The 17817-nt window shown below is 65.7% G+C and carries 12 protein-coding genes; 6 read left to right on the top strand and 6 right to left on the bottom strand.

Annotated elements, in window-relative coordinates:
- Window positions 1-266: 266 nt before the first annotated feature.
- The gene (locus ABGV18_RS02255) at window positions 267-1730 is read left to right on the top strand and encodes a phospholipase D-like domain-containing protein (RefSeq protein WP_396584622.1); all 1464 of its coding nucleotides are present in this window, start codon (window positions 267-269) and stop codon (window positions 1728-1730) included.
- A gap of 22 nt (window positions 1731-1752) precedes the next feature.
- Here the strand turns inward: ABGV18_RS02255 and ABGV18_RS02250 are convergent, their stop codons facing one another.
- Together ABGV18_RS02250 and ABGV18_RS02245 are read right to left on the bottom strand one after the other, a co-directional pair.
- Window positions 1753-2637, bottom strand: a complete 885-nt coding sequence (locus ABGV18_RS02250; RefSeq protein WP_396584621.1) for an ABC transporter substrate-binding protein — start codon at window positions 2635-2637, stop codon at window positions 1753-1755.
- A gap of 38 nt (window positions 2638-2675) precedes the next feature.
- Window positions 2676-4679: a protein-L-isoaspartate(D-aspartate) O-methyltransferase gene (locus ABGV18_RS02245; protein ID WP_396584620.1), complete on the bottom strand. Its 2004-nt coding sequence runs from the start codon at window positions 4677-4679 to the stop codon at window positions 2676-2678.
- Window positions 4680-4920: 241 nt separating this feature from the next.
- Here ABGV18_RS02245 and ABGV18_RS02240 point away from each other — a divergent pair, with 241 nt between their 5' ends.
- Together ABGV18_RS02240 and ABGV18_RS02235 are read left to right on the top strand one after the other, a co-directional pair.
- Entirely contained in the window at window positions 4921-6114 is a 1194-nt protein-coding gene (locus ABGV18_RS02240; protein ID WP_396581761.1) for an ammonium transporter, read from the top strand.
- Window positions 6115-6262: 148 nt separating this feature from the next.
- A complete protein-coding gene (locus ABGV18_RS02235) occupies window positions 6263-8965 on the top strand; it encodes a cation-translocating P-type ATPase (protein WP_396581762.1) in 2703 nt (900 codons plus the stop codon).
- Here ABGV18_RS02235 and ABGV18_RS02230 read toward each other — a convergent pair.
- The 3 genes from ABGV18_RS02230 to ABGV18_RS02220 form a co-directional block, all read right to left on the bottom strand.
- Window positions 8962-9111: a hypothetical protein gene (locus ABGV18_RS02230; protein WP_396581763.1), complete on the bottom strand. Its 150-nt coding sequence runs from the start codon at window positions 9109-9111 to the stop codon at window positions 8962-8964. The genes ABGV18_RS02235 and ABGV18_RS02230 overlap by 4 nt on opposite strands.
- A gap of 270 nt (window positions 9112-9381) precedes the next feature.
- Window positions 9382-11754 (bottom strand): diguanylate cyclase domain-containing protein, encoded by a 2373-nt coding sequence (locus ABGV18_RS02225; protein ID WP_396584619.1) that lies wholly within the window; start codon window positions 11752-11754, stop codon window positions 9382-9384.
- Window positions 11755-11872: 118 nt separating this feature from the next.
- A complete protein-coding gene (locus ABGV18_RS02220; RefSeq protein ID WP_396584618.1) occupies window positions 11873-13174 on the bottom strand; it encodes a methyl-accepting chemotaxis protein in 1302 nt (433 codons plus the stop codon).
- 253 nt (window positions 13175-13427) lie between these two features.
- Here ABGV18_RS02220 and trpB point away from each other — a divergent pair, with 253 nt between their 5' ends.
- The 3 genes from trpB to ABGV18_RS02205 are packed head-to-tail and all read left to right on the top strand — an operon-like array spanning window position 13428 to window position 16807.
- Window positions 13428-14621: a tryptophan synthase subunit beta gene (gene trpB, locus ABGV18_RS02215; protein ID WP_396584617.1), complete on the top strand. Its 1194-nt coding sequence runs from the start codon at window positions 13428-13430 to the stop codon at window positions 14619-14621.
- A complete protein-coding gene (purT, locus tag ABGV18_RS02210) occupies window positions 14614-15822 on the top strand; it encodes a formate-dependent phosphoribosylglycinamide formyltransferase (RefSeq protein WP_396581766.1) in 1209 nt (402 codons plus the stop codon). The genes trpB and purT overlap by 8 nt, the downstream gene beginning before the upstream one ends.
- 46 nt (window positions 15823-15868) lie before the next feature.
- The gene (locus ABGV18_RS02205) at window positions 15869-16807 is read left to right on the top strand and encodes a zinc transporter ZntB (RefSeq protein ID WP_396581767.1); all 939 of its coding nucleotides are present in this window, start codon (window positions 15869-15871) and stop codon (window positions 16805-16807) included.
- Window positions 16808-16821: 14 nt separating this feature from the next.
- Here ABGV18_RS02205 and ABGV18_RS02200 read toward each other — a convergent pair whose 3' ends face one another.
- Entirely contained in the window at window positions 16822-17655 is an 834-nt protein-coding gene (locus tag ABGV18_RS02200) for a ZIP family metal transporter (protein ID WP_396581768.1), read from the bottom strand.
- Window positions 17656-17817: the final 162 nt, after the last annotated feature.

The following is a 17817-nucleotide window of genomic DNA, read 5'->3' as shown; positions in this document are numbered from 1 at the left end:
GACGGGACGGAATGCCTTTATCACCGACTCAGGTCTCAAAGTAGGCCGCCCACTCACGGGCTGCAAATTGATTTTTCACCGCACTTTAATAGCGAGTGACTATCACCTCACCCTGCCGCCGGGCCGTCGTTTCAATGGATGCGTCGTCGCGATACCGGGGTTGGATTCAGCTGCACCGCGCCACGCGTTGCGTGTAGGATTCCAGGCAGCGACCGGCCAACCCGACGGCCACGCATCAAACCCACCCCATCCCGAAGCACACCCCCATGCGCGATAACCGCTACCGCCCCGGCAAACGCACGTTGATGGTCCTGCTGTCGATCGGTCTGCTCGCCTGGCTGATCGTCGGCACCTGGCACGTCTACAAACCGATGCCGGGCGGGCTCGACGTGGCCACGCCATGGGTACCGGCCGAGGATGTGACCTTCCTTGCCGACGCCACCTATACCGCCCCCGACGGCAAACGCATCAGCGACCAGCAAATATTCGATGCAATTTCTGACATGGTGGCGGGGGCTAGGGAACTGCTCGTACTCGACATGTTCCTGTTCAATGATTTCGCCGGCGAGGCCAGCGACGGTCATCGCCCGCTTTCGGCCGAACTGACCACGGCATTGATCAAGCAGCGGCGCCGCCAAACGGATCTGAATGCGGTGCTGATTACCGACCCGGTCAACACGGTCTACGGCAGCATCGAGTCCGATCACCTCGAACGACTGCGCTCCGCCGGCGTGCGGGTCATCACCACCGACCTGGACCGACTGCGTGATCCCAATGCCCTGTGGTCCGGCCTGTGGCGACTGTGCTGCCGCTGGCTCGAGAGCGAACCCGGCTCGGGCCGGCTACCCAACCCCCTGGCCGAGGACCGCGCCTCGACCCTCGACGCGTGGATGCGGCTGCTCAATTTTAAGGCCAACCACCGCAAGACCGTGATCGCCGATAGGGGAGAGGGCTGGATCGGGCTGGTCACCTCGGCCAATCCGCACGATGCGAGCAGCCGTCACGGCAACGTGGCGCTGCGATTTGCCGGCCCCGCGGCCCTGGACCTGTTGTCAACGGAGAAGGCTGCAGCGAGCCTGTCCGGGGCCGAGCGGGCCTTCACCCTGCCCTCGCCTCCCCGAGGGGACTATTTCGATGCGACCGAGGGGCGCTTGCGCGTGCTCACCGAGGCACGCATTCGCGAGGCCGCCCTGGCGATCATCAAGGCGGCCGAGAACGGCGAACGGTTGGATCTGGCGATGTTCTACCTCGCGCATCGGGAGGTAATCGAGGCGCTCAAGCGGGCCGCCGCCCGCGGGGTCAACCTGCGCGTCCTGCTCGATCCCAACCATGATGCGTTCGGGCGGACAAAAAGCGGGATTCCCAATCGCCCGGTCGGCATGGAGTTACATCGTGCGGGGGTCGAGGTGCGCTGGTGCGATACCGACGGCGAGCAGTGCCACAGCAAGCTGCTGCTCCATCAAGAGAGTGACGGCTCGGCCCGCCTGCTGCTCGGCTCGGCGAATTTCACCCGCCGCAACCTCGACAACTTCAACATGGAAACCAATGTCGAGTGGCAGGCGCCCGCCGATCACCCGGCACTGCGGGCCGCCACCCGCTTTTTCGATACCCGCTGGGCCAACGAGAACGGCCAACAGCACAGCCTGCCCTTTGCCGAGTACGCCGATGACTCGGCGTGGCGCTACTGGCGGTACCGCCTGATGGAAGCCACGGGCCTGTCGACGTTCTGAGCATCACGACGACCATCGCGGGTCAGGCGGGGGAAAACATCGCCTCGTAGCCGGCTTGATCGACCTGGGACAGGCCCATGCGATGAAACTGCTGCCACATGTCCCGCCAGCGCTCGGCATCCGGCACGACCGGGGCCACCAGTCGATGACAGGTATCCCGCACGATCGCGTCCATCAGCTCACTTTGCGCCTCACCGCTGTAGCGATACCACAGCCGCATCGCCTCGTCCGGGTCCTCACGACAAAGCGTCGCCCCTTCCGAGGCGATGCGCGTCACGGCCTCGATCACCTCGGGGTATTCGCGCTGGAAGGCCTCACCGGTGAACAGCTCGAGCGCCGAGAAGTTGGGCAGTCCCACCTCGACGCTGGAGATCAGGCGCGCGGCGACGCCCAGCTCCTGTGCCTCGACCCCTTCGAAGTTCGCGAAACACAGCCAGGCGCCATGGAAACCCGCCTGCAGGTTCTTCAGATGCTCGAAACCGGCCGCCTCGATCTGCAGTTGCGACGACTCGAATCCGATGCCCTCGCGCTCGCACCAGCGGGCGACAATCAATCGGGCGAGATCGTCGGTCACCTCGCCGGCCACCGGTGAGGCCACCCGGATCGTCTCGCCGCGCGCGAGGGCCTGTTCGCCTTCCGGCGTCAGCATCACCCCGCCCTCGGTCTCGAAGAAACACCCCAGCGCCCGCAGTCCCGGGCGCGCCTCGTCGATCATGTGCAGTGGCTCATTGCAGGCGAACGCCAGCTTGCCCTGGGCGACTTCCGCCAACCCATCGTAGTGACCCTCGGGTTCGATCAGGGTCAGGTCCAGCCCCGCATCGCGAAACCAGCCCTTCTCGATCCCGGCAATAAACGGCAGGTGGTCCGGGTTGAGAAACCACTCCAGTCCCAGTTCGATCGATTTCATGGTGTCTCCTCGTGACGTAAGAACAGCTGTTCCACAGTCTAGACACCAAACGGATAGGTGTCGGCGGCGCCCTCGAGTTCTCGGCTGTCTAGTGGCGTGACCGCCCGGCTGCGATCGACCCAGATGTACTCGTCGAATTGTGCTGGCAACGCGGCGTGGAAGTAGTGGCTGGCCCGCTCGGTTTCCGGGCGGTAGATCACCCCGACGGCCCGTTCCAGGCGTGGTTCGCCCAAGCCCTCGCGCACCTGGGCATCGCCGTGTTTCCCCAACGGCAACAGGAAACCGGCCCGGCCGGTTTCGTGGCAGAGACGCTCGTAGCTGTCGGGTAGCGCCGAGCGCAAGGTCTTTACCTCCATCGGCTCGCCCCAGTTGGAGGCGGCCGCCACGGTGCCGGTGTCCGTGCCGACCCCGATCGTGTAGACCGCCTCACCGAAACGCGCCCGACACAGCTGGCCGATATTGAATTCGCCACGGCGCGACATATCGGTGGCCCGCGCGTCACCGACGTGCGAGTTGTGCGCCCAGATCACGCCCCGGCTGCCTTCGCCGTGATGCACCAGCAGGGCCTCGAGGGTCTCGAACATGTGGCCGTCACGCAGGTTCCAGGCGCTGCGCGAGCCGTAGAACATCGAGCGGTAGTATTCCTCGGCGTTCGCGACCAGGCGTGCGTTCTGCACCACGTCGAGGAACCGGTCACCGTCCTGCTCGGCGTACCCGCGGTGTCGCTGTTGCAGGTCGCGCAGCATCTCGACCACCGGGGCCTCGCAGCCGGCATAGCCCGGGCTCAACGACATCCGGGCATAGGCGGCCGGATCGGGTTCGAACGGCGTCAGGCAGCCGTAGCGTTCGCGGGCGACGACTGCCGCCTCAGGATCGACCTCATCGAGGTACTCGAGTACCGCCGCGATGGAGTTGTAGAGGCTGTAAAGATCCAGGCCGTGAAAGGCGACACGCTTGGCGGGTGCCCGATCGGCGTTGTGCTCGCGCAGCCAGTCGACGAACCCGCGTACCTCCTCGTTGCGCCACATCCAGGTGGGGAATCGCGCGAAGGCGGTCCATTCGGATGGTGGGTACTCGGCGTGTCGCACGTAGTGGTCGATGCGGGCGGTATCCGGCCAATCGCCCTCGATGGCGACGAAATCGAAGCCCTGCTCCTTGATCAGGGCGCCGGTAATCCGCTGCCGGGCCCGGTAGAACTCCGAGGTGCCGTGCGAGGCCTCGCCAATCAGCACCAGGCGGGAGTCGCCGATGCGATCGAGCAGACCGGCAAGCGGCAGCTCATCGACCGATTCAAATCCCTCGGCCACGTCGGCGATGCGATGGCTCAACGACTGGTCACGCTCGGAGGTCGTGTGCCGCCCGAACCCTCGCCGCGGACGCGCCCTCGACTCGTCCCAACCGGCCTCCCCCAGCAGGGGCACGAATTGCACGTCAGCCAGGTCCTCGCAGCGATACTCGTCGTCCCCAAGCCGCGTGATCCGCACCAGTTCCTGCGCGCGTTCGTCCGCACCCACCGGCATCACCAATCGCCCGCCGATCGCCAGTTGGCGCTTGAGCGCATCCGGCACGCTGGGGCTGGCCGCGGCCACCATGATCGCCTCGAAGGGCGACGCATCGGGCCAGCCCAGCGACCCGTCACCCACACGCAGCTCGACATTCGCCAGCCCCTGGTCGATCAGCGTGCGACGCGCCTGGTCCGCCAGTTCGCCGATGCGCTCGATGCTGTAGACCTGCCCGGCAATCCGCGCGAGCACGGCCGCGGCATACCCCGAGCCGGTACCGACGTCGAGCACCCGCTCGCCGCCCTTGAGATCGAGCGCCTCGATCATCATCGCCACGATCCAGGGCTGGGTGATGGTCTGGCCGGCGGCAATGGGCAGCGCGGTGTCGTCGTAGGCGAACTCGTGCAGATCGAGTGGTACGAACGCCTCGCGTGGCACCTGCCGCATCGCCTCGAGCACCGCCGGCGATCGGACACCACGGGCGCGCACCTGGTAATCCACCATCGCCTCGCGACGGGCCTTCTGGTCTGGATCGGTCATCGCTCACCCCCGGGTGGGGAAACACCGTTGAACATTACTGACCGGAGCATAGCCAATGGCGCCCCCTTTCGGGGCGGGTAGTGACGGGTACGACCCCGCAATGCACCCGGTTTGTGCACTCGCGAGCAAGGCCGCACCATGGCGGGGCATTAAACAGGGGATAAATGCCCCGCAATGCGGCATGCCGGCATGGAACGATTCCTGCTCATGGTGCAGCCAGCAATTCAGACGGGAGACTTCGATGGAAACGTTTCAGGACGGTGCGAACACCTTCTTTCTCTTGATTGGCGCGGCCATGGTGCTGGCCATGCACGCCGGCTTCGCCTTTCTCGAGGTGGGCACGGTGCGCGAGAAGAACCAGGTCAATGCCCTGGTGAAGATCATCGCCGACTTTGCCGTCGCGACGATCGCCTACTTCTTCATCGGCTATTCGATTGCCTACGGCATGGACTTCTATGCCGCGGCCGCGGAACTCAACGTCGGCAACGGCTACGAGCTGGTCAAGTTCTTCTTCCTGCTGACCTTCGCGGCGGCCATCCCGGCGATCATCTCCGGCGGCATCGCCGAGCGGGCCAAGTTCTACCCGGTGCTCGCGGCAACCTTCCTGATCGTGGCCTTTATCTACCCCGTCTACGAGGGCATGGTCTGGAACGGCCGGTTCGGCCTGCAGGGCTGGCTGGAATCGAGCTTCGGCGCCGGATTTCATGATTTCGCCGGCTCGATGGTAGTGCACGGGATGGGCGGCTGGATCGCGCTGGCCGCAGTGCTGCTGCTGGGCGCCCGCCGCGGTCGCTACGGCAAGAACGGCATGGCGGCCCACCCACCGTCGAGCATTCCGTTCCTCGCCCTGGGCGCGTGGATACTCACCGTGGGCTGGTTCGGCTTTAACGTCATGTCCGCCCAGTCCGTCGAGGCCGTCTCGGGCCTGGTGGCACTCAATTCACTCATGGCCATGGTCGGTGGCGTGCTGGCCGCGCTGTTCGTCGGCCGCAATGACCCGGGCTTTGTCCACAACGGCCCACTGGCCGGGCTGGTGGCTATCTGTGCCGGCTCCGACATCGTGCACCCGCTCGGTGCGCTCGCGATCGGCGCGATCGCCGGTGCGCTGTTCGTCACCACCTTCATCATTACCCAGAACCGCTGGAAGATCGACGACGTGCTGGGTGTCTGGCCGCTGCACGGCCTCTGCGGTGCCTGGGGGGCGATAGCCGCCGGTATCTTCGGCCTCGAGGCACTCGGCGGCATGGGTGGCGTGAGCCTGCTGTCGCAGTTGGTGGGCACGCTGGTAGGTATCGGCATCGCCCTGATCGGCGGGTTCGTCGTCTACTGGGCGCTCAAGCGCACCATCGGCATCCGTCTGACCCAGGAAGAGGAGTTCCAGGGCGCCGACCTGTCGATCCACCGCATCACGGCCACGCCGACCACCGGCGACTGAGCCGCCGGAAGACGATGATTGACCAAGCCACCGCCTTGCGGTGGCTTTTTTGGTTGGGCGGCACGGGCGCGCTGTGTCTCCCCGGCCCCGGCTGCTATGGTCGATACGGTGCCCGCCCCCGCCGGGACGACAAGAGCGAGACCGACCGATGCCCCGACATGACGGCCATCCGCATGAGATGAAAGCGGCCCATCGACAACCCGTCGAGGCCGTGCTCGCCCAACAGGAGACCTCGCTGGAAAACGGCCTGTCCGCCGGCGAGGTGGACGCCCGCCGGCGCCAACACGGCCCGAACCGGCTGCCCCGCTCGCGCGGCCCCACCATGTGGCGGGTCCTGGTCAACCAGGTCGAAAGCCTGGTCGTAATCCTGCTGTTCAGCGCCGCCGTGGCGGCCGCGGCCTTCGGCAGCACCATCGAGGCGCTGGCGATCCTCGCGGCCCTGGTAGTCAACACGGTCATCGGCTTCGCCATGGAATGGCGCGCCATCCGCGCCATGGAGGCACTGGAGCGCATGGGGACCGCGCAGGTCCACGTCCGGCGCGACGGCAAGACGCACCGGATCGGCGCCGATGAACTAGTGCCGGGCGACATCGTCCTCCTCGAAGCCGGCGACATGATCATGGCCGACATGCGGCTGGTGGAATCCAACCGACTGCAATGCGACGAATCGGCCCTGACCGGGGAATCCGTCGCGGTCGACAAGACCACCGACCTGCTGACCGAGGGCGACGCCGCGATCGCCGACCGTCACAACATGGGCTATGCCGGTACGGCGGTCACGCAGGGCTCGGGGTTCGGCGTGGTCGTGGCGACCGCACTGGCAACCGAACTGGGCGAGATTGCCCGCCTGGTCTCGGAATCGGGGCTATCGATCACCCCGCTGGAAAAACGCCTGGACCGACTCGGCCAGCGACTGATCTGGCTGACCCTGGTGGTCGCCGTGCTGGTGGCCGGTGCCGGCATGCTCGCCGGCACCGACCTGCGCCTGATGGTCGAGACCGCCATCGCCATGGCGATCGCCGCCGTCCCGGAAGGCCTGCCGGTGGTGGCCACCCTGGCCCTCGCCCAGGGGATGCTCCGCATGGCCCGCCGCAATGCCGTGGTCAAGCGCCTCTCGGCCGTGGAAACGCTGGGCTCGGCGAACGTCATCTTCACCGACAAGACCGGCACCCTGACCCGCAACCACATGACGCTCGACCGGCTGACGCTCGATCGGGGCGGCGTGCAGCTGGACGACGCGATGTTCCGACTCGACGACGCGCCGCTGGCTGTGGCCGAGACGCCCGACCTGCTCGCCTTTCTCGAGACGGCGACGCTGTGCAACAACGCCAGCCTCGAGTCGCATGGCGCGGTCGGCGATCCCACCGAGGTCGCACTGCTGGAGGCGTCCGCCCGGGCCGACATGAGGCGTCAGACCCTGCTGGACGCGCTGCCCGAGACCCGTGAGGTGAGCTTCGACCCGGCGGTCAACATGATGGCCACCTACCATGCCACGGCCGACGGTTTCCGGGTGGCGGTCAAGGGCGCGCCGGAATCGGTCATCGACGCCTGCACCCAGGTCATGACCGCTGATGGCGAGCGGGATCTGGCCGAATCGGACCGCCGGGAATGGATGCGTCGCAGCGAGGAACTGGCGGCCGACGGCCTGCGCACCCTGATGCTGGCGCAGAAGACCGTCAACGACGATACGGCCGAACCCTACGAAGGGCTCACGCTGCTGGGTGTCGCCGGCCTGCATGACCCGCCGCGCCCCGGTATCCGCGAGACCATCACCGCCTGCCAGGAAGCCGGCATCCGGCTGGTCATGGTGACCGGCGACCACGATGCCACGGCCCGCGCGATCGCCCGCGAGATCGGCTTGGTCGGCACCGACGCCCCGGCCACCGACCCCGCCATTCTCGACCGTCTCGACGCCCTCGCTCCGGACGAGCGCGAGGCGTTGCTGGCGCAAGGGGTATTCGCCCGCATCTCGCCACGCCAGAAGCTCGAGCTCATTCAGCTTTACCAGGAGGCCGGCTGGATCGTCGGCATGATCGGTGATGGAGTGAACGACGCGCCGGGGCTGACGAAGGCCAACATCGGCATCGCCATGGGCCAGCGCGGCACCGAGGTGGCCCGGGAGGCGGCGGACATGGTGCTCAAGGACGATGCCTTCGCCACCATCGTCGATGCGGTGCGGCACGGACGGACCATCTTCCAGAACATCCGCCGCTTCATCGTCTACCTGCTCTCGGGCAACCTCGGCGAGATACTTGCCATCTCGGCCGCCGCCATGGTGGCCGCACCACTGCCGATGCTGCCGCTGCAGATCCTCTACATCAATTTCGTCTCGGACGTGATGCCGGCCCTCGCCCTGGGGCTGAATCGCAGCGAGGCCGACATCATGGATCGCCCGCCCCGCGACCCGACCGAACCGATCCTGATGCGACGTCACTGGTCGGCCATCGGCGCCTACGCGGTGATCATCGCGGCCACCGCACTGGCGGCCTTCGCCGTGGCCCTGCTCGTCCTGGAACTCGATACCGCGATGGCGGTAACGATCTCGTTCCTCACCTTCGGCTTTGCCCGGCTCTGGCACGTGTTCAACATGCGCGGCAGCCGCTCGCCGCTGCTCGTCAACGAAGTGACCCGCAACGGCTTTATCTGGGCGGCGATCGGCGTCGGCGTGCTCCTGCTGCTCGCGGCCACCTATGTTGCCCCGCTCGCGGGCATTCTCGGCGTGACGCCGCCGGGCGGGCGCGAGTGGCTGCTCATCCTGGGCTTCTCCCTGCTGCCGTTGCTGGTGATCCAGTCGCTCAAGCAGGCCGGGCTGTGGTGGAAGCGCCCCCATTCCGAGGCGCCCGCCAACTAGTTGAGGTCGCGCGGGATCTCGTAGTCCCAGTTCTCGGAGAACACGCGTTTCTCGCCTTCCCCCTCGCCCTCGTAGCCATCGAGCTCGGCATGCAGCAGGAAATGGGTGGAGTTGGCCGTCAGCACCGTGCGGATGACGGTGCGCACCGCGCCCGGCGTCGACTCGCCGGGGCGGCGTGGGCGGCGCCCTTCCGGCTTGGGGAAGGCGTGTTCGTCCCCATTCCGGGATAGTCAGCGGCCTGAGGTGGACGTCGTCCAGGCCGATGGCTCACACCTGTCTGCTCATACATCCATCCTTCAACAGCGCTTGGCCGGCCGGTGGTGGCCGGGTCACGCTCCACCAGGCAGGTCAGCGAGCATCAAGGAATCGGGTAATCCGGCTGCCGGCACCCAGGCAGGAAGGGTGGCGCGGGGGCGCTAGGCGGGGCTGTCCGGCTCGGGCTTGTGGGACTGTTTCTGCCGGTACATGGACTCGTCCGCTGCCACCACCAGCTCCTCGACGGTCGTGCCCCCCTCGGGGTAGACCGCCTGGCCGATGCTCGCCCGCGGATTGAGGCTCAGCTCCCCGACTCGCAGCGGCGCCTCGATCGCCGTCCGGATTTTCTCGGCGACCCGCTCGACGGCCTCGTGCGTCGACGGACGAGCGACCAGTACGGCGAACTCGTCACCGCCCTGACGGCTGACCGTATCCTCGTCACGGGTCACCGCCTCCATGCGCCGCGCGAGTTCGATCAGCAACTCGTCACCCACGTCGTGGCCGTAGGTGTCGTTGATGGGCTTGAAGTCGTCCAGATCGACATACAGCACGCCCACCAGCTCACCATGACGTTCGGCCGAGGACAGGGCACGCTCGAGCCGTTCGTGGAACAACGTGCGATTGGCCAGCCCGGTCAGCGCATCGTGGTGCGCCTGGTGCCACATGGCCCACTCGCGAGCCTTGGCCTCGGAGATGTCCGAGAACATCACGACGAAGCGTCGCTCGCCGAGATCGCTGGTGATCGCCGTGAACGAGGCAAGGGTCGGGAAGAAGTTGGTGCCGTCACCGAAGCGGCGCAGCCAGAGCTCGCCCTCCCAGGTGCCGGTGGAGCGCAGTTGCTCACGCACCAGGTGGAACGGCGTGGTTTCCTCGCGATCGAAGACCAACTCGTCGACGAAACGGTCGAGCAACTCGGACTGGTCGATGCTCAGCAGGTGCTCGACGGCCGGGTTGGCCGACAGGATGCGCCCCTCGTCGTTCGCGATCACCACGCCCTCGTGGGTCGACCGCAGGATGGTCGCCGCCTGGCGGGATTCCTCGTTCGCGGCGATACGATCCGTGATGTCCTGCGCCGTGCCCAGCATGCTGCGCGGGCGCCCCCTGCCGTCGAGCTCGACCGTGCCGCGCTCGTGCACGTAACGCACCTTGTCGTCCGGGCGCACGATGCGGTGGTCGATCTCGTAGGGATTGCCGGTGCGCAGGGACTCGTCCACCGCCTGCTCGACCCGGGCCCGGTCGTCGGGATGAACCATGGCCAGAAAGCGGTCGTAGGTCGGGGTAAAGCTCCGCGGCGCGTGGCCGAAGATCCAGTAAACCTCGTCTGACCAGGATAGCTCGCCGCGCCCGACGTCAAAGGTCCAGTTGCCCAGCCGGGCGATCCGTTGCGCCTCGTTGAGCGTCCGCAGCCAAAGTTCCCGCTCGCGGGAACGCCCGGACTCGCGCAGGTTCATGTAGATCAACGAACCCATGGTCAGCAGAACCAGCACGGCCGTCAGGACCACCTTGATCCACAGCCACGACCAGGCAGAGGCCACCTGCGGCGCGGAGGCATAGCGCAGCAGATAACCGCCATTCAGCCCCATGGTGGTGTGGACGGGGAGGAAGGACACCACCACCGGCTCGGGATCGCGCGTGACGACGGAGAAGGCCCGCCAGTCGTTCATGCGCTCGCGCACCCGGGGAGCGATCACGCGACCGATGTCGGCCAGGCGTGACTGGCTCCATCGGCGCGCCATCGGCAGGACCTCGGTAAGCTGGGTCAGGTCAGCGTACCGGTCGATGACGAAGCCTGGGTTCACGGCCGAGTCCATGTAGTTGGACTGGCGCTCGTCGCTCCAGACCTTCTCCAACACCAGATCGCGGGACACGAGCAACCGGTAGGCCCCGTGCTGAAGATCGGCGTGGGTGAGAAGAAAGGACCGGAACGAGTACGAGGTCTCCACCGAACCAACGAACTCACCATCGTGGAACAGCGGGAAGATGTAGCGAAAGCCGTTGAATACCCGCCCTTCCTCGAAGCCGCTGACCCGCTCGCGCTCGGTGTTCACCCGCGCGATGCCGGCGCGCACCTTCCAGAGATTGTCACCGAACTTCTCCGGCCGGTGAAAGCGCAGAAAGCTGATCGCCCCCGGCAGGTGGAAATGCAGCTGGCGAAACCCCTTGGTGAGCATCCTGTCGTAGAGGGGTGAGAGCCTTTCGAGCAATTGCTGACGCAGGTCGGCCAGACGCTCGTGATCCTCGGTTTGCGCCGCCTCGGCCATCAGCCGGCGGATGGCGGGGTCATCGATCTTGTCTTCGAATACCTGCTGGGCAAGGGCCGCCTGATACTGGTTCAGCGAACGGTACTCGACCGTCAGGTGTTCGATGGATTTGTCGCGGGTGGTCTTGAGGAGGTTGCTGTAAGCATCCAGGTAGGACCAGACCAGCAGCAGGAATACCAGGCCACCGAAGACCGCGACCACGGTGTTCCGTAGCACGATCCGATGCCGGTGGCTCTCGGCGGGCGACATTTCGGGAGGATGGTTGTCCGACACGCGCAAGGACACTCCTGCATTATCTCAACATGCTTTTAGCATATCGCGTGCCGCCATGCCCGCACGAATCGGCGTCAATCACCTCCCCCTGCCCGCCTTTTCTCATGGCGTTTTGCCGCTACTCGCGCGGGAGCGACGAGACCGAATCGACCACGTGGGAGGCCCCTTCGCGAATCTCGTCGACGATCGCCTCCACCGAGCGCACCTGCTCACGACCGCGCTCGGCCACCTGGCTCGCGCTCTCGATGCGCTGGACGATATCGCCGGTGTGTTCGAGATTGCCGCGAATCACCTCGGCGATTTCCGAGGTGGCCGTGCTGGTACGGGCGGCGAGCTGGCGAACCTCGTCGGCCACTACGGCAAAGCCGCGACCCTGTTCGCCGGCCCGGGCCGCCTCGATCGCGGCGTTCAGGGCCAGGAGATTGGTCTGGTCGGCGACCGAACTGATGGTCGCGACGATGGTCTCGATGTTCTTGGACTCGTCGTTGAGATTACCAATCACCGACTTGGCCTCGGCGATCAGGTCGCGGATCTGTTCCGAGGTCTCGATCGAGGTGCGCAGCGAGTCGGCGCCACGAGCGGCGATATCGGCGGTCTGCTGGGCGGTGGAGTAGGCAATCGAGGAGGCATCCCGCGTCTGCTCGGCTGTCAGTACCGACTCGGTAATGTCCGTGGCGAACTTGATCACCTTCTCCACGCGCCCGTGCTCGTCGAAGATCGGGTTGTAGGTCGCCTCGAGCCAGACCGCCTGCCCGTTGGAACGAAACCGGCGGAACTTGCCCGAGCGAAACGCCCCGTCGGCCAGCTCCGACCAGAAATCCGGATGCTCGCGATAGAAGGCATCGTCACAGAACAGTCGGTGGTGCTTGCCGCGCACCTGATCCGGCGAGTAGCCCATCGTGTCGAGGAAATTGCGGTTGGCATCGATGATCGTGCCGTCCGGGGTGAACGAGATCACCGCCATGGATCGATCCAGCGCCTTGAACATCGCCTCGTGTTCGCGCAGCTCCTCGGCCCGCTCGGTCACGTCCGAGGCAAACTTGACCACCCGTTCGACCCGACCATCTTCCGACTTGACCGGGAAATAGGTCGCTTCCAGCCAGAGGCGATCGCCACCGGCCGTCACTCGCGGGAAGGTACCCGAATGCGATTCCCCGCTACGCAGGATGTCCCAGAATCGCCGGTAGGCATTCGACTCGGCGTAGTCGTGATCGCAGAACAGTTGATGATGCGCCCCCACCACCTCGTCGCGCGAACGCCCCACTGTCTCGAGAAAACGATCGTTGACGTCGAGCACGTGGCCATCCGGGGTGAACTCGATATAGGCGACCGAGCCGCGCACGGCATCCAACACGGCATTTCGCTGGCGCAGTTGGCTTTGGCACTCGGCCAGTTGGTTGTGCAGGCGACGATTGAACATCTTCGATTCCTCCCGGCCGACTTGCTCCCGACAGATCAAGGGGGTCAAGATCGGCGTTTTTGTATCGCTATTGTACACGTCTTGTACAACAAACGTGCAGCTTAGTTCACCAGCACGGGGAATGCTGAGTTCACTGGAAAAAACGAAGCGGAAGGGACAGACCGGATGCCCGGATCGTCGGGTGGGCTTGGCAACGCCTGCCCGGCGTTGGATCATGCAGGCACGCAACACAATCACCAGGCAGGGAGTTTGAATGTCTTATCTAAAGGACTTTCCGAATAAAGAGGGCTACTTCGGTGAATTTGGGGGCGCTTTCCTGCCACCCGAACTTGAGCCGCATTTCGCCGAGATCGAGCAGGCCTACCTGAGGCTGATGCGTTCGGCGGACTTCCTCAACGAGTTGCGCTACATCCGCAAGCACTACCAAGGTCGCCCCACCCCGGTTTACTACGCGCACAATCTCAGTGCCGATGTCGGCGCCCACATCTATTTCAAGCGCGAAGACCTCAATCATTCGGGCGCGCACAAGCTCAACCACTGCATGGGCGAGGCGCTGCTGGCCAAGCACATGGGCAAGAAAAAGCTGATCGCCGAGACCGGCGCCGGCCAGCACGGTGTGGCCCTGGCGACCGCCGCGGCCTATTTCGGCATGGAGTGCGAGATCCACATGGGCGAGATCGACATCGCCAAGGAAGCGCCCAACGTCACGCGCATGAAGCTGTTGGGGGCGACCGTGGTACCGGTGGGCTTCGGCGGGCGCAGCCTCAAGGAAGCGGTGGACTCGGCCTTCCAGAGCTATCTCTCGCAGGCCGACGAGGCGATCTTCGCCATCGGCTCGGTGGTCGGTCCGCACCCCTTCCCCACGATGGTGCGCAACTTCCAGTCGGTGATGGGCATCGAGGCGCGCGAGCAGTACCTCGAGATGACCGGCGAGCTGCCCGACCACGTCGCCGCCTGCGTCGGCGGCGGCTCCAACGCCCTGGGCCTGTTCGCCGGCTTTATCGAGGATGACGACGTGCAACTCCACGGCGTCGAGCCACTGGGCAAGGGCACCGAGCTGGGCCAGCATTCGGCCACCATGACCTACGGTAAGCCAGGGCTAATCCACGGCTTCAAGTGCCTGCTGCTGAGTGACGAGGAAGGCAACCCGGCGCCGGTCCACTCGATTGCCTCGGGGCTGGACTACCCCGGTGTCGGCCCGGAACACTCACACCTCAAGACCTCCGGGCGGGTGAGCTACCACGCCATCGGCGACGACGAGACCCTGGATGCCTTCTACAAGATCTCGCGCCGCGAGGGCATCATCCCGGCGCTGGAGTCGGCCCACGCAATCGCCTGGGCGATGAAATTCGGCCGGGAGCACCCCGGCACGACCATCCTGGTCAACCTTTCCGGACGCGGCGACAAGGACATCGACTACGTCACGGAGAACTTCGGCCATGGCTGATCACGGCAGCATCGAAACGCGAGCCGCGAACATCGGCGCCCCCGGCTCCCCCAAAGCGACCCGGCTGATGCTGCTGGGATCGGGTGAGCTCGGCAAGGAGGTCGCCATCGAGGCGCAACGGCTGGGTTTGGAGGTGATCGCGGTCGACCGCTACGCCAATGCGCCGGCCATGCAGGTCGCGCATCGATCGCACGTGATCGACATGCTCGATGGCACGGCACTCAAGAGCGTGATCACCCACGAGATGCCGGCCCTGATCGTGCCGGAGATCGAGGCAATCGCCACCCAGACATTGATCGACCTGGAAGCACAGGGCTTCGTGGTCACGCCGAACGCGCGCGCCGCCCGGCTGACCATGGACCGCGAGGGCATCCGCCGGCTGGCCGCCGAGATGCTCTCCCTGCCCACCAGCCGTTTCGCCTTCGCCGAGACCGAGGCACAGTTCCTCGCGGCCATCGACGACATCGGCACCCCCTGTGTGGTCAAACCGGTAATGAGCTCGTCGGGCAAGGGCCAATCGCTGGTGCGCAACCCGTCCGAGGCGCCGCGCGCCTGGGCATTCGCTCAATCGGGCGGAAGAGCCGGTCGTGGTCGGGTGATCGTCGAGTCGTTCATCGACTTCGACTACGAGATTACCCTGCTCAGCGTTCGCCACCGCGACGGCATCACCCTCTGCCCGCCAATCGGGCACACCCAAGTGGATGGTGACTACCGCGAAAGCTGGCAGCCCCACCCGATGAGTGAAATCGCTCTCGAGCGGGCGAGCGAAATCGCGCGCGCCATCGTCGAGGAACTGGGTGGATACGGCATCTTCGGCGTCGAGTTGTTCGTCAAGGATGATGAGGTGTGGTTCAGCGAGGTCTCGCCGCGTCCGCACGACACCGGGCTCGTCACGCTGGCCTCTCAGGATCTGTCGGAATTCGCCCTGCACCTGCGCGCCATGCTGGGCCTGCCGGTGCATGCGATTGTCCAACATGGACCAGCCGCCTCCTGCGCCATCGTCCGCGAGGGTGAGACCACACACCCGGTCCTGACCGGCACGGCCGTCGCATTGGCCGAACCGGGTACCGATCTGCGCCTGTTCGGCAAGCCCGCAGTGACCGGCAAACGGCGCCTGGGTGTTGCCCTGGCTCGAGCGGAGACCATCGAGGCGGCGCGAGAACGGGCGCGTCGAGCGGCCAGCTCGGTGCAACTCAAGTGATCACGGCACACGGTTCGGGAACAAGGTTGAGAAAGGAGCGGCAAGCATGAGCACGCGCCAGAGCATTCAACTCGACGGCAGCGGTGGCCGATCGGGCCCGCAGCAGCGGCCGGTGGGCACCTGGGTCCGTTTCAACTGGGAAGACGCCAACGACCGGGGCTGGCTCGAGCACGAGGCCGGGGTCGACGAGCTGATCGCCGACAGCCTGCTCGCCGAAGACACCCGCCCGCGAGTAGTCGAGCACGACGACGGCCTGCTCCTGATCCTGCGTGGCGTGAACCTCAATGCCGGCAGCCGCCCCGAGGACATGATCTCGCTGCGTCTGTGGTTCGACGGCGAGCGACTGATCAGCACCTCGCGCTTTCCGCTGCGCACCGTCGACGGGATCATTCACAAGCTCGAGGAGGGCACCGGCCCGACCACGCTGGCCGACCTGTTGCTGGAGCTGATGGAGGGTCTGGCCGAACGTACCGACGAATTGATCGAGTCGATCGAAGAGGAAATCGACGAACTCGAGGCACAACTGCTCGATGGTGCCGACCGCGAATTGCGTAGTCGCATCGGCCAGATCCGTCGCAGCATCATTGTCATCCGCCGCTATCTCGCCCCCCAACGCGACGCGCTGGCCCGGCTGTCGACTATCAACCATCCGCTACTCGCGGCCATGGATCGTGGCCGCATCCGCGAACAGGCCGATGCGCTCACCCGCCTGGTCGAGGATCTGGACATGGCCCGCGAACGCGGCGCGATGATCCATGAACAACTGCTCACGCGGCTATCCGATCAACTCAACACCCGCATGTACCTCCTCTCGATCGTCGCGGCGATTTTCCTGCCGCTGGGATTCCTTACCGGACTGTTCGGCATCAATGTCGGCGGCATGCCCTGGGTGGAGAGCGAGATGGGGTTCTGGTGGGTGATACTGCTGATCGCCGCTCTCGGTACCGGGCTCGGTATCTGGCTCAAGCGTCGGCGCTGGTTCTAGTTGGGTCAGGGAACCTAACCCAAGGCTACGTCCAGCACCATCATCACGATAAAGCCGCCGACCACGCCCAGCGTCGCGGCATCCGCGTGGCCGCTGCGCTGGGCCTCGGGGATCACCTCCTCGACCACCACGAAGATCATCGCCCCGGCAGCGAATGCGAGGGCGTAAGGCAGGATGGGCTCCCAGAACAACACGGCTGCCGCGCCGACCACGCCGGCAACCGGCTCGACCGCCCCGGACAGCTGGCCGTACCAGAAGCTCTTGCCGCGACTCATCCCCTCACGCCGCAATGGCATGGCCACCGCCATGCCCTCGGGGAAATTCTGGATACCAATGCCGATGGCCAACGCCATCGCCGCCCCGAGGCTGGCATTGTCGAAGCCATGGGCCAATGCGCCGAAGGCCACGCCGATCGCCAGCCCCTCGGGGATGTTGTGCAGGGTGATTGCGAGGACCAGCAAGGTGGTGCGCCGCCAGGTGGTCGGCACCCCCTCGGCCTCGTGCATGGGGGCATTGAGATGCAGGTGCGGCAAGACCAGGTCCGCCCCGCGCAGAAAGGCCGCCCCCAGGGCGAAACCCACCGCCGCCGGAAACCAGGCGGGCACGGCCAGATCCGCGGCCATCTCGATCGACGGGGCCAGCAACGACCAGAAACTGGCCGCGATCATCACCCCGCCCGTGAACCCCAGTAATACATCAAGCAGGCGACGGTTCTCGCGATCGGTGAAGAACACCGGCAAGGCACCGGCCGCCGTCATGCCCCAGGTGAACAGCGTGGCGATCAATGCCTGCACGACCGGCGAGGCCTGCACGAAGGCATCGATTGGCGCGAGTAGCCAGTCAGTCATGGCCTCGCGCCTTGCCAACTCATCGGGTACCGGTCGAGCAAGCGCCTATCGCCAAACCGGAGAGTCCGGGCCACTCGACGAATGCTGATCGCAACGTCCTCCCGGCTTCTGACAGCACCCACATCGGCATCTATCCTTTTTGATGACGTTATCAATTCGAGT

The organism is Guyparkeria halopsychrophila (genome assembly GCF_044582135.1).
In the GTDB taxonomy this organism is placed as follows: Bacteria; Pseudomonadota; Gammaproteobacteria; order Halothiobacillales; family Halothiobacillaceae; genus Guyparkeria.
This window is presented reverse-complemented; position numbering and strand designations above follow the sequence as displayed.

What these genes read in the sequence shown, in the direction of transcription:
- ABGV18_RS02250 (WP_396584621.1), bottom strand. Translation starts at nt 2,637, where the DNA reads ATGAAATCGATCGAACTGGGACTGGAGTGGTTTCTCAACCCGGACCAC.
- ABGV18_RS02235 (WP_396581762.1), top strand. Translation starts at nt 6,263, where the DNA reads ATGCCCCGACATGACGGCCATCCGCATGAGATGAAAGCGGCCCATCGA.
- ABGV18_RS02200 (WP_396581768.1), bottom strand. Translation starts at nt 17,655, where the DNA reads ATGACTGACTGGCTACTCGCGCCAATCGATGCCTTCGTGCAGGCCTCG.
- ABGV18_RS02220 (WP_396584618.1), bottom strand. Translation starts at nt 13,174, where the DNA reads ATGTTCAATCGTCGCCTGCACAACCAACTGGCCGAGTGCCAAAGCCAA.
- ABGV18_RS02245 (WP_396584620.1), bottom strand. Translation starts at nt 4,679, where the DNA reads ATGACCGATCCAGACCAGAAGGCCCGTCGCGAGGCGATGGTGGATTAC.
- trpB (WP_396584617.1), top strand. Translation starts at nt 13,428, where the DNA reads ATGTCTTATCTAAAGGACTTTCCGAATAAAGAGGGCTACTTCGGTGAA.
- purT (WP_396581766.1), top strand. Translation starts at nt 14,614, where the DNA reads ATGGCTGATCACGGCAGCATCGAAACGCGAGCCGCGAACATCGGCGCC.
- ABGV18_RS02240 (WP_396581761.1), top strand. Translation starts at nt 4,921, where the DNA reads ATGGAAACGTTTCAGGACGGTGCGAACACCTTCTTTCTCTTGATTGGC.
- ABGV18_RS02205 (WP_396581767.1), top strand. Translation starts at nt 15,869, where the DNA reads ATGAGCACGCGCCAGAGCATTCAACTCGACGGCAGCGGTGGCCGATCG.
- ABGV18_RS02255 (WP_396584622.1), top strand. Translation starts at nt 267, where the DNA reads ATGCGCGATAACCGCTACCGCCCCGGCAAACGCACGTTGATGGTCCTG.